Raw genomic sequence first — 11,284 nt, 5'->3', positions numbered from 1 at the left:
AATCAGGATCAGTAAAGTTGCGCCCTCGCTGGCACAGCCAGCAGATTTCCCTGCTGCCCAGGTGGTGAAATTGGTAGACACGCTAGCTTCAGGTGCTAGTGCTCTTACGGGCGTGGAGGTTCAAGTCCTCTCCTGGGCACCACTTCTCTCTTAAAGCCTTTTAACCTTCTGATTTAAAAGGTATTTCAATTTCTCAGTTAAGCGCTTTCATCCACTAGAAATGATGGTTGCTTCTAATTTTGCGTCTAAAACTCCTCTATCTAAGGAATGGCATCTATCACTTTAGATGGCAAATACCTTCTGATCTTCAAGCTATTGTTGGGCAGCGTGTGCTTATGCGCTCCCTGCGTACAGGGTGTGAATTTACAGCTTTCAAGACTCTACAGCTTTGTCAACATCATAAAAGAGCTTAGGATGGCTACTGCTAACGATCACGAAGGCAAGTATCAGTTTTTCATCAAGGCTATCTATACTGCATTAAGCAACAAACTCTCTGGTAGCGAACTGCCATCAACTTACGTTGAACTTCAGGAGAAGAGAGAGTTATTTGAAACTTTGCGACATCAATTCTCTGAGGCCACCCTAAATCAAGAAGGGAAGTACAGTGAAAATGCTTTTTTTGATTCATTTTTCAGAATCCGTGTACTTCATAGCTGTTTATTCCCAAAGAATTGCTTCCTTTTCATCATCAATAAAGCCACTAAGGCCAAACCGAATAATGAGCCAAATGGAAATGTGATCAACATAAATAAGCCCGACACTAAGCACCACCAAAAGAACCAAACCCTATCGTAATTATTCGTATAGATAGCTATTACGATTAAAATTAGAGCTGGAATTTGTATAATTAGAAGAAGTGCTGTAGGAATGAGTGATTGGAATATTCCATTTGCCAAAAATTTTGGATCACCAATACCGAACCACATAATCTTCTGATAGGTTGTGACAACCCCACTTACAAGAGCAAAGAAGCTATACAGAGAAACTGGCAGAAGAATCCAACAACCGAGCTTTGCACACAATCCAGATTTGACTTCACCTACATGTGACACATCAGACTGAGGTGGTGAATATATACTTTCCGGCATTAATTATTTCCCTTTATTTTTCTATGAAAGAAACTGCTTCTTCCTTACCAACAGCGCAATCAATAGCGTCAGCCCGAATACAGCCCCGAAAGGAAAAGTAATCATCATGAATATAGCTAAGACCAAACACCCTCTATAGAACCACCTTCCATCGTATCTGTCCTTGAAGACCGCCATTAGAACAAGAACAACAGCAGGAACTTGAAAGGCCAACAGCCATAACTTAGGAAAGAATGAGGCTCTTATTCCTGCCATCATCCATTCACCATTAGGGCCTGCCCCATAAACTTTAACCGCCTGAAAGGTTAATATCACCCCTGCAACAATACATAGAACTCCCAGAAGAGATGACACTAACAATAGCCAGAAACCCACCTTAGCGATAGTTTCAGGTTTGCCATTAGAGTCAATAGTCTTGGCTTGAGGTGGAGAGTATGGATTATCAGTCATCTTTCCATAGCTTTTGTATAAGAGTTAAACTGCTTTCTTCTCACCAACAAGCCAACTAACAAAGTCACCCCAGAAATCATACCTATCCCCACAGCCTTTGGGGTGCCGGGAGCGTAGCCCAACAAAAACAAAGCCAGAATTATTAATAACAATGAACAAAGCAAGCATATTATGAATTGAGATATTGGTGGAGAACCTTTTGAAAAGAGGCCCGCAATAATCAAGAAAGTAGATGGCAATATAGCCAAATATGCATAAACTAAAGAAAGAAAAAATTTATCTGCTTTTTTAGAAACCTCTTCCCAGTCATTGAATTCAAGAAAATCATCCATATTGTATACAAACATAGAGTAATCAATTACAGCATATACCGTACAAAAACTCGCAGCCAACAGCAGGTAAAACCCTATTTTAAATAGCAGGCCAGACTTCCCAATCTTTTTACTATCTCCCGCAAAGAGATTTGATTCTGGTGTGTCATATGGATTATTCGCCATTCTCTTTAAGTCCTTCCCTCAAAATCAGCACATCTTTAGGTGCCTCAATAGATACCTTAACCTGACCATCTTTATAGCCAAATTTAACTATAGTGATTTTAATATCTTCACCTATCAGGATTGATTGGTCTTCTCTACGGGTTAGGACAAGCATTGGATACACTCCTTGTATTGATTACCAAATTAGTGGCTTTTTCTCACTCTTCCAGAAAATCCACCTTCTTTTTTCAAAATGGCCACCATCACCGATTTGATATGGTGCTTGCCCATCTGAGTCAAGATCGAAGATAGACAAGAATCCAGCATATGTTGAAACTACTAACGTCTTTCCATCAGGAGAAATATCAATATCACCAACACTTGACCCTATAAACTGCTCCCACCTTCTCTCACCATCAAGACCAACTGCTTTGATATAGCCACCAGCATCACCTATGACAATCTCATCCCCCTTACTCGCAGCAGCGTACACTCTTGCACCATCTTCAAGAATAGGCGTCCTTTCATCTTCTTTGTAATCTTCAGTCTCTAAACCGGGAAGCAGACTAACAGGTACACCGACACTTATACCGTTATAGAAGTGGCATGAGTTAAAAAGAATAGTGCTTTGATCTTCGCTGAATGCAGCGTAGTGAGGATATTCACTCTGCACACCAATACGACCTATCAATTCATATTGACTATTAAAAACCATATGTGAGTCGCCCTGACTTCCAACAGCAATAAGCTTTCCGTCTTTAGAAACAGCCCCATGCTCCATAGACAAATCTAAGAACAGGTCATCTTCAGGGTATTCTTTCTTAGACCACTCAAAGTGCTCTTTCATATCTTCTTTAGTAGGAAGCAATCTATGTGCTTTATGTTCTGTGAGAACATAGATTCCCTGCTCACTCACCATCAACACTTTCTTTCCATCAGGAAAAGGGATAATTCGTGATGGTTTAGGGGGCTCACTCCAAGCCTTAACATCAAAACCTTCGGGTATATCCTCTGTTCCATTGGGCCATGGACACATAGCGACCTCTGGCCCTTGCCACCCATCTGTAATAGAGATTCCTTTCTCTCCTGAAATACCAAAGTAGCGTCTGTTTGGGCATCTCCCAAAGTAACCCATGCTTGGCACTTCAGTAGCCTTATCGCCCTGAATATGAATTGTTTTCCCCTGTTGATAATTCGTACCTATACGCGCAACTATCGACCCATCATCAAGAATGAAAACAACAGGAATGCTTTGACCTTCCTTTTCAAGGATAGGAATAAAGGGAACGTGAGCAAGAGGCCATGATTCTCTTAAAGATCTGAAATCACCATCATCATTGGCATGTCTAATAGCAGCAATAACCGAACCTATTAGATGTTCACGGCCAGAATCTTCTGGCTGAGGCCCAGTATTTTCCCAGCCTTCGGAATTACCTTTCTTTATATATGCATTGATTGATTCAACATAACTCAGTGTTTTTTGTCGCCATTCTTCTTGCTCGCTGGGATTATCTTTTGCTTTGTTTCCACATCCAAAAAGAAACGTAAGTAGTGACATAAGAACTAATATCCTTTTCATTTCATTATTTCCAATATGTTTTTACTGAGGGGCCTCTACTTGGCCTTTCGATGAGTCATTTATTTTCCTTTGGACAAATTCAGGAACCACACCAAATACGACAGAATCAGTTGTTTCATCCATAACCCACAAGTCAATAGACCACTCACCTTCCTCACCCTCCTCACCCTCCTCACCTTCAACATAAACAAAATACGGCAAGTACACATGGCCAGCTACAGTATTTAGAGATACTTCTTTTTCAATAGTTGGCCTGAAGCCGGGGAAGTTAGCAAAGCCACCCCTCTCAAAGCTATAGATAATCTGATTCTCTCCGGGCTTAACGAGAGTTTTAAGGTTTAATGATCCAATCTTCTTTCCATTGACACTTTTTATCTTTGAAATGATTGACGGCTTTTTACTGAATCCAATACGGAACTTAATCTTATTGGGTTCAAGAGAAAACATCCGAATATCTTTGATGATAGCTTCATCAACTATAGGCCCATCATCATCTGAGTAGCCTTTGTGCGTGCAAGCTGCCAATGAATACAAAGACAGTCCGACAATAAGCCACTTTAAAAGAATCATTGCCTGTATATGCATCATTCAGGCTTAGGCTCTAAGGCCACCTGAATAACATTAGACTTAACCTCATCAACAGGAAGATATTGATACTTGCTTGTCAATAGAGGTTTAACGGAATCCCAGTTATCAGTAGCTTCAATGCTCATATCCTCGTAGTCTGGGTACTTAAGCCAAGTGACAGCTACAGCATACTTAATGGCGACATCACCAATGAATACATACTCACCAGCCTTAATATCAATAGTGCTTTCCTGACTGATCTTCCCGAAAAATTGAGTAGTGACTAAGCCGCCATAAGTAAATTCCCAATCTGTTAGCTTCCACTTACCGGGCTTAATTGGGAGAACATATAGATGCCCCCTTTGCTTTTCACCATCTCCAAAGTCTTTCTCATGACTATAGTGCTTCCTCACCACCAAGGATTTTCCGCTATCACTCTTGAATGTGATATTTGCATGAGTAGGAAATCCCCAGTGAGAATCTTGCCTTGTTATCTCATCAGTAAACCCAAGAATAAGAAAGCCATTTTCGGTATCTGAGACAAAATTATAATCTCCCTTCAGCGAAGGATTTGATACACAACCAGACAGAAATACTACTGTTAAAAATACAGATAAAAACCACAGCTTTTTCATTTTCTACACTTCCTGTTAAAATACGCTTATTATTAGTTCAAATAGCACTCTTTTTTCTGCAACTCCCAAATCACACTAAGCTCATCATCTGAGAACACCCTCAGAAGCTCCTGAGAACCTCTCTCAGCGACTTTATACTGTTTTTATATACAGTGTTAGGGTTTTCAAATAACGTCGCTAAGACGGGCTTACAGAGCCATTTAGAGAAATGTGGATTCTACCTAAAGAAGATTCCCGTTTTCACAAGCAAAGAGATCATCTTCAAAAGTTATCCCAAAAAATCTACCGACCCCATTATCTTTGAAGATTGAACAGATCTCGGCAGCAATAGCCTTATAATCCGAACCTTCAATATTGCTGATGTGTATCAGATTATGTATATCAATATTACCTTCATCATTAATCGGGTAAAACAAAGTCTGATCATATTCACTCAATAGATATTCGTTAACAAATTTAGTAGCAGAGTCCCACTCCTCCCCAGAGGGACAAATATTCAAGTCCTTTGAGGTAAAATACTCTTTTGCAATCAAGTTGTATGCCTTAGCATAAGCCTTAGCTTTCTGTTGCAATCTGGGGCTTATACCATAATCACCAACTGGGCCAATCCTTTTAAAACTTATATTTTCTTTATAACAAAGCTCGTACTCTAAAACTCCGACTCCCTTATCACCACCTCCCCAGCCATCTTCCACATACATAAAGTGCAAAACTTCGTTGTTTATATCGTTTTTGAAGTCGGTTTCGGCATCATCAGCAGAGTATTCTTTGGTATCTTCTCCAGAACAAGCAACTAAGCTGACAATACAGGCGATTAGAACTACTTTGAGCACTGACAAAATTCTACTCCTTGAAACCGATATGCACCGAGGGTTTTTTATTGTTTTTAAGGCTACTCTTTTACCTTCTAAGTAACTCTAATGGCAATAAAGACAACGGCAAGAAATGCCATCGAAAGAAGTAAAGCCTCATTATCTGTTAATGAGTATCTGGCTCCCCTCCCTCCAATGCTTTTGGTAATGAATACAAAGCCGCTCATAAAGAAAGCAAATGCTCCAATACTGAGGCCAAGGATTCTCGCACTATATCTTTCGAGACAATCAAACATAACAGCCGGAGAGTAAACCGTTTATTGACTCACCGAACATCAAGGCTTCTCAGCTATAAATTTGCTGCTCCTAACTGCATCCATACCTTCTGACCTTGATATTAGTGTCAGCTCTGCTCCCGGCTGCCCCATAAATGCAAAGGTTGTCTCAGAATACACAAAGTAGGACTCACCCTCAGTGGCCATTAAATCAATCTCAGCACCTTTTGCCATGTGCGCTTGTATAGTGTGTTTACCCGGTTCTACCTCCCAACGAAAGTAGGTCTTGTAGCCCATATTGCCTTTAAACTGATTATTGAGCGATACAGGGATAATGAGGCCAGACCCTTTCACTTCAATTTTCCTACAAAGAAAGATCAAAGCCTTCCCTTCTGAAACGGCAAATTGTCGCTCAATTTCTGCTGGAGATAACTGAACAGAAGGCACTGAAGCACAAGCTGAGATTAGCGAGGAAATAAGAATAATTATTATTCGTGAGGTCATTTGAGTAACAGCTCCTTGTTCTGTGCCCATTAAGCACTACTTCTAATACCTTACCATGTTGAGAAGGGTCAGTTTGCGTCTAAAACTTGCTCTTTTTGGGATTATAAGAGAAGATGAAGCTTGGAGATTATTTTAAGTTATTGAAATATAAAGATATTTAGAAAAGTTGGTGCTTAGTGACAAGTCCTCTCCTGGGCACCACTTTGCTCTTATATCCTTTTAGCTATCTGATTTAAAAGGAATTTTAAACTCTTAGCTAAACACTCTTGTTCTTTTTGCGTGATGGTTACGTTTAAAGCTATGCAGTGGCGCCCGTCACTTTAAGTAAGCTCCATCAGGCCTTTCACCTAAAAGGCCCGAAGAACCCACCTGTTGTTTAAAACCGAACCCAATTTAGTGCTTTGCCTGTTCAAACCAACCGAGCACTTTTTGTAAATGGTGTTGTCCGTAGAGCTGAATAAATTTTTTCGTAGAGTAATCCCGTGGGTTTTGCAATGCCGCTATGCGCTCTGAAATAAAAGATTCGGTTAACTCAAGTCTACATTCAACCGTAATACAATGCCGCCATTCTTCGTAGCTATTCGGGATAAAAGTTTTTTCCATTTTTGTTTCTCTCAGTTAAATAAAATTCACTTTTTCAAAGTTTGCACCTGGGATGTAGACATACATCTTCGAACAGACCACTATCAATAGAAACAACATCAACCTTTGTAGTGGTTTTCTTTAATTTCTTTTAGCGCCTTTACTTCTGCACAATATTCAGCTGTTGGCCTGGCTAGAAGGCGTGGAATACCAATGGGCTCGCCGGTTTCCATGCAGTACCCGTAGTCGCCCAGTCGAATGCGCTCCAGCGATTGCCGAATTTTCGGCAACAGCTTTTGTTCTCTATCAACGATGCGCAGTGCAATGGCGGATTGCTCTTCGCTGGTTGCTCGATCACTTGGGTCGCTGAAATCCATTGGGCTAACCATTTGACTTTTTGCGTCTTTAATTCGGGCACAGGTAGAATCGTGCAAGCCCAGCAATCGCTCCCTAAAAAATTCAAGCTGCCCAGGGTTCATGTAATCCGCTTTAGGTGCCTTTAAAATTTGTTCCTCGGTTAGCTTTTTGGTTTTTGAGCTTGAAGCGTTCATGACGTAGCTCTCCCAGTGTGTTTTTGGTCAATAACCACTGCATTGTGGGCGTGTAAACTTTCTTGATGTTCCACCTTAAACCAGTAGTCAGTTACAAAGCTCATATGCTCAAGCGCGAACTTAATCCGCCTTGCAGCATCTTCACAAAACATTAGGTTTTCAGCGTTTAGCCTGGCAAACTCTTGCTCATCTGAACGCTTTACCGCGGTTTGTACTGGTGTGCCAATAACGTCTTCCAGTTGAAAAATCAGCGAGGACAAATTAGGCCAATCGTTATTGGCCAAAAACAGACGAATGTAGGCATAGGAGCGCTGACTATGGGGGGTCGCTATCGAGCCCGCAGGGGATTGCAGCCAGCCAATCAAATTCGCTTTGTCGATGGTTGCATCCGGGAATTTCAAGTTGGCCGCGTTGGCTGTGAGCTGGCGTGCAAGGGATGCAGAGCAAGGACATGTACTGGAGTAAGGAATGGCAATCTCAAACTCTGAAGAAAATCCCTTGGCGTTTTTTTCGGATTTGATCGTAACAGGGTAAGATTGATAACCACTTTCACCGCTCAATAAAGCCGGCTTTTCCAGTAGCAGGTCGAACGAAAGCTCTATTTTAGCGTGTTGGCCTATGCCGCTTTGCGAGTCAACTATCTCATGCAGTAGATTTTGAATGGTAAGCTGATTGCATTCACGCTCTGCAAGCTGATTGATCACAGAATGCAGCCGCGACATATGAATACCTTTCACCTCAGGCTTATCCAGGCTGACGTATACATTAGCTCTAGACACAACGGTCTGCGGGCCCTTACCTTCCAAACCCACGGTAATGGGGACAGCAATATCTTCCATGCCGACCCATTGTAAAGCTGAGGGTGTCTCCGCGTGTAAATCCGAAGTCACATCTGGCAAAGCCTGCATTAACAAAAGTGTTCTCCTCTACGTTGTTTGAACAGTTATCGATTAAATTCCAGCCGCATTGAAGCAGCCGCGCAATCGGTCACTTGCTGCCCGTCAAACATCTTGTGGCCATTTACCCATGTGCCGCGAATGCTCGACGAAAACTGATGATCATCAAAAGGTGTCCAGCCACAGCGGTAATAAACATTGTCGTGGCTGACATGAGTGGCTCTATTGGTATCAACCAACACCAAGTCGGCGTAATAGCCTTCACGAATAAATCCACGTTCTTTCACACCATAGCGTTTAGCCGGGTTGTGAGCTGTTTTTTCAACAATTTGCTCCAGGCTCAGACGCTGATGTTTAACATGGTCAAGTAAACTTAATAATGCGTGTTGCACCAATGGCAAACCAGCTGGCGCTCGGTGGTAATCAGTTTGTTTTTCTTCCAGCGTATGAGGTGCGTGGTCTGTAGCGATAATATCGATCTGATTATTGTGCAAAGCCTGAATCAGCGCGTCGCGATCTGTTACCGATTTAATGGCTGGATTACATTTTATGAAATTGCCCAAACGGGGATAATCTTGGTCACAAAACCACAAATGGTGCACACAGGCTTCGGCGGTAATGTGTTTATTCTCGATATCGCCGCTTGCGAATAAACTCAATTCTTTTTCAGTAGTGATATGCAGCACGTGTAATTGACTGCGGTATTTTTTAGCCAGATTCACGGCATAAGACGATGAAGCGTAACAAGCATCGACATCTCGAATAACCGGATGATCGAGTATGGTCAGTGAGCGACCCTGAGCCTGTATTCGCTGAAAATTCTGGTTAATGACGGGCGTGCTTTCGCAGTGGGTCACAATCAGAACCGGACTTTCCCGGAATATATCATCCAGAGCCTGAGGGTGTTCAACCAGCAAGTCACCGGTAGAAGCGCCCATAAACACTTTTACACCACAGTGTTTTCTGGGATTCAGGGACTTAATTTGATCCAGATTGTCCTCTGTTGCCCCCAAATAGAAAGAGTAGTTTGCTATCGAATTTTTTGAAGCAATCTCAAACTTTTTTTCCAGTGCATCAATAGAAGTCGTTGCTGGTTGAACATTGGGCATTTCCATATAAGTGGTTATGCCCCCTGCAACCGCAGCGCGGGATTCGCTGGCAATTGTGCCTTTATGGGTTAAACCAGGCTCCCGAAAATGCACTTGATCATCAATCATACCTGGCAGCAAGTACAAGTCACCTGCCTCGATTACCTGATCGTAATTGGCGGCAGAGATATCTTTATCGATACGGGCGATGCGTTGATCACAAATCCCCAAATCCGCTTCAATCACTTCGCCGTCATTGACAATCTTTGCATTCTTTATAAGCGTGGAATCAGTCATAGAGGGCTGCCTGCTAAAGCCAAAATTTGACCGCGGGACTTGGTATTACCGTGATCGCAAAAAATACAAATGTGGCTCAAAACAACATCACCCGTTATTGCCATGCAGGAAATGGATCATTCAGTGTTTTCCAGTAAGCCTTGCCTCGCAATAGCTCTTCTTCACTCAACAGGCATTGATCGAGCGCTTGGGTGATTCTGTCTTCGTCCAAACCTTGACCGATAAATACGAGCTCTTGGCGCATATCCCCAAAAGGCTCTACCCATTGTTTTTCAATAGCCGCTAGATATTCTTCATCCGTCGGCCAGTTTTGTTGAGGCACCGCTTTCCAAAACATCCCCGCAAAACCATAACGAGCAATGCCGCCTGCCTGACTCCACTGACCGGCGTATTCAGGTCTTGATGCCAGCCAAAAGTAACCTTTGGAGCGAATCAATTTGCCGTACTTGTCGGTGCTGTGCAGAAAGTTGTGAAATTTTTCCGGATGGAAAGGCCGTCGAGCAAGATAGCTAAAACTGCCGATGCCATATTCCTCGGTTTCGGGAACATGCTCACCTCGCATTTCCTTGAGCCAACCGGGGGCTTGCTGTGCCCGTTCGAAGTCGAACAAACCGGTGCTTAACACTTCATCGATGTTTACTTGCCCTTGAGCAATGGGCACTATCCTGGCGTGAGTGTTCAGGGTTTTGAGGATGGCTGTCAGGCGCTCAACATCAGCAGCCGTCGCTAAATCAGTTTTGCTGATTAAAATAACGTCGGCAAACTCCACTTGATCGACCAGCAAGTCGGCAACACTGCGTTCATCCTCTTCACCAAGAGACTCACCGGCCTCCTGTAGGTATTTCGCCTCGTCATAATCCTTGAGAAAATTGACGGCATCGACCACGGTCACCATGGTATCCAGGTCGGCCACGTCAGATAGTGAAGCGCCCTCTTCGTCAGCAAAAGTAAAGGTTTCCGCCACCGGCAGGGGCTCGGAAATACCTGTGGATTCAATAACCAGGTAATCAAAACGCTTGGCTTTTGCGAGATGGGTAACTTCTTCCAGAAGATCTTCTCGAAGCGTGCAGCAGATACAACCGTTGCTCATTTCAACCAGCTTTTCTTCACTGCGGTTTAGCGAAACCTCACTCTGCACTATGGCAGAGTCAATATTAATTTCACTCATATCGTTGACGATCACAGCGACTCTCTTGCCTTCTCGATTATTCAGGATGTGGCTGAGCACCGTGGTTTTGCCCGCACCCAAAAAGCCGGACAGTACCGTTACCGGAAGTTTTTCAATGGTATTGAGTTGCATAGGTGTAGTTACTCTCGAAATCATCAAAAATGATACGATGTATCATATCATTTATATCAAGAATAAATCTCCCCCAAATTGTGGCCAGCCTTGCGAAGACTCGCTCACACAGGGCAGTGAATAAAGCAGGTATGTTTACGGATTGGCAGAGTTGCCCGCGACGGACTCAGGAAAATTTTATTTT

At 42.7% G+C, this 11,284-nt stretch carries 14 protein-coding genes and 1 tRNA gene; 2 read left to right on the top strand and 13 right to left on the bottom strand.

The window, feature by feature from the left end:
- Positions 1-55: 55 nt before the first annotated feature.
- Both KFE80_12160 and KFE80_12155 read left to right on the top strand, forming a co-directional pair.
- A tRNA-Leu gene (locus KFE80_12160) sits at positions 56-142 on the top strand.
- A gap of 272 nt (positions 143-414) precedes the next feature.
- Positions 415-795 (top strand): hypothetical protein, encoded by a 381-nt coding sequence (locus KFE80_12155; GenBank protein ID UTW45106.1) that lies wholly within the window; start codon positions 415-417, stop codon positions 793-795.
- A 314-nt stretch (positions 796-1,109) separates the two neighbouring features.
- Here KFE80_12155 and KFE80_12150 read toward each other — a convergent pair whose 3' ends face one another.
- The 13 genes from KFE80_12150 to zigA all read right to left on the bottom strand — a co-directional run bounded on the left by KFE80_12150 (position 1,110) and on the right by zigA (position 11,085).
- Positions 1,110-1,538, bottom strand: coding sequence for a hypothetical protein (locus KFE80_12150; protein UTW45105.1), 429 nt, complete (start codon positions 1,536-1,538; stop codon positions 1,110-1,112).
- Positions 1,535-2,035, bottom strand: a complete 501-nt coding sequence (locus KFE80_12145; GenBank protein ID UTW45104.1) for a hypothetical protein — start codon at positions 2,033-2,035, stop codon at positions 1,535-1,537. The genes KFE80_12150 and KFE80_12145 overlap by 4 nt, the downstream gene beginning before the upstream one ends.
- The gene (locus KFE80_12140) at positions 2,025-2,189 is read right to left on the bottom strand and encodes a carbon storage regulator (protein ID UTW45103.1); all 165 of its coding nucleotides are present in this window, start codon (positions 2,187-2,189) and stop codon (positions 2,025-2,027) included. Before KFE80_12140 ends, KFE80_12145 begins: the two co-directional genes overlap by 11 nt.
- 21 nt (positions 2,190-2,210) lie before the next feature.
- Entirely contained in the window at positions 2,211-3,572 is a 1,362-nt protein-coding gene (locus KFE80_12135) for a hypothetical protein (GenBank protein ID UTW45102.1), read from the bottom strand.
- A 42-nt stretch (positions 3,573-3,614) separates the two neighbouring features.
- Positions 3,615-4,181: a hypothetical protein gene (locus KFE80_12130; protein UTW45101.1), complete on the bottom strand. Its 567-nt coding sequence runs from the start codon at positions 4,179-4,181 to the stop codon at positions 3,615-3,617.
- Positions 4,178-4,795 carry a hypothetical protein gene (locus KFE80_12125; protein ID UTW45100.1) on the bottom strand — a complete coding sequence of 206 codons (618 nt, stop codon included), beginning with the start codon at positions 4,793-4,795 and terminating at the stop codon, positions 4,178-4,180. Before KFE80_12125 ends, KFE80_12130 begins: the two co-directional genes overlap by 4 nt.
- 221 nt (positions 4,796-5,016) lie before the next feature.
- Positions 5,017-5,634 (bottom strand): hypothetical protein, encoded by a 618-nt coding sequence (locus tag KFE80_12120; GenBank protein ID UTW45099.1) that lies wholly within the window; start codon positions 5,632-5,634, stop codon positions 5,017-5,019.
- Positions 5,635-5,942: 308 nt separating this feature from the next.
- On the bottom strand, positions 5,943-6,416 hold the full coding sequence (locus tag KFE80_12115; protein ID UTW45098.1) for a DUF2846 domain-containing protein: 474 nt from the start codon (positions 6,414-6,416) through the stop codon (positions 5,943-5,945).
- A gap of 363 nt (positions 6,417-6,779) precedes the next feature.
- On the bottom strand, positions 6,780-6,989 hold the full coding sequence (locus KFE80_12110; GenBank protein UTW45097.1) for a hypothetical protein: 210 nt from the start codon (positions 6,987-6,989) through the stop codon (positions 6,780-6,782).
- 98 nt (positions 6,990-7,087) lie between these two features.
- Positions 7,088-7,519, bottom strand: a complete 432-nt coding sequence (locus KFE80_12105; GenBank protein ID UTW45096.1) for a TraR/DksA C4-type zinc finger protein — start codon at positions 7,517-7,519, stop codon at positions 7,088-7,090.
- Positions 7,516-8,427 (bottom strand): GTP cyclohydrolase I FolE2, encoded by a 912-nt coding sequence (locus KFE80_12100; GenBank protein UTW46722.1) that lies wholly within the window; start codon positions 8,425-8,427, stop codon positions 7,516-7,518. Before KFE80_12100 ends, KFE80_12105 begins: the two co-directional genes overlap by 4 nt.
- A 35-nt stretch (positions 8,428-8,462) precedes the next feature.
- Entirely contained in the window at positions 8,463-9,800 is a 1,338-nt protein-coding gene (locus tag KFE80_12095) for a dihydroorotase (protein ID UTW45095.1), read from the bottom strand.
- 94 nt (positions 9,801-9,894) lie between these two features.
- On the bottom strand, positions 9,895-11,085 hold the full coding sequence (gene zigA, locus KFE80_12090) for a zinc metallochaperone GTPase ZigA (GenBank protein UTW46721.1): 1,191 nt from the start codon (positions 11,083-11,085) through the stop codon (positions 9,895-9,897).
- Between the last annotated feature and the right edge of the window lie 199 nt (positions 11,086-11,284).

The organism is bacterium SCSIO 12696, assembly GCA_024397955.1.
In the GTDB taxonomy this organism is placed as follows: Bacteria; Pseudomonadota; Gammaproteobacteria; order Pseudomonadales; family Porticoccaceae; genus SCSIO-12696.
This window is presented reverse-complemented; position numbering and strand designations above follow the sequence as displayed.

Excerpts from the sequence above, each read along its gene's own strand:
- KFE80_12155 (UTW45106.1), top strand. The coding sequence starts at position 415 with ATGGCTACTGCTAACGATCACGAAGGCAAGTATCAGTTTTTCATCAAG.
- KFE80_12150 (UTW45105.1), bottom strand. The coding sequence starts at position 1,538 with ATGACTGATAATCCATACTCTCCACCTCAAGCCAAGACTATTGACTCT.
- KFE80_12145 (UTW45104.1), bottom strand. The coding sequence starts at position 2,035 with ATGGCGAATAATCCATATGACACACCAGAATCAAATCTCTTTGCGGGA.
- KFE80_12140 (UTW45103.1), bottom strand. The coding sequence starts at position 2,189 with ATGCTTGTCCTAACCCGTAGAGAAGACCAATCAATCCTGATAGGTGAA.
- KFE80_12135 (UTW45102.1), bottom strand. The coding sequence starts at position 3,572 with ATGTCACTACTTACGTTTCTTTTTGGATGTGGAAACAAAGCAAAAGAT.
- KFE80_12130 (UTW45101.1), bottom strand. The coding sequence starts at position 4,181 with ATGATGCATATACAGGCAATGATTCTTTTAAAGTGGCTTATTGTCGGA.
- KFE80_12125 (UTW45100.1), bottom strand. The coding sequence starts at position 4,795 with ATGAAAAAGCTGTGGTTTTTATCTGTATTTTTAACAGTAGTATTTCTG.
- KFE80_12115 (UTW45098.1), bottom strand. The coding sequence starts at position 6,416 with ATGGGCACAGAACAAGGAGCTGTTACTCAAATGACCTCACGAATAATA.
- KFE80_12110 (UTW45097.1), bottom strand. The coding sequence starts at position 6,989 with ATGGAAAAAACTTTTATCCCGAATAGCTACGAAGAATGGCGGCATTGT.
- KFE80_12105 (UTW45096.1), bottom strand. The coding sequence starts at position 7,519 with ATGAACGCTTCAAGCTCAAAAACCAAAAAGCTAACCGAGGAACAAATT.
- KFE80_12100 (UTW46722.1), bottom strand. The coding sequence starts at position 8,427 with ATGCAGGCTTTGCCAGATGTGACTTCGGATTTACACGCGGAGACACCC.
- KFE80_12095 (UTW45095.1), bottom strand. The coding sequence starts at position 9,800 with ATGACTGATTCCACGCTTATAAAGAATGCAAAGATTGTCAATGACGGC.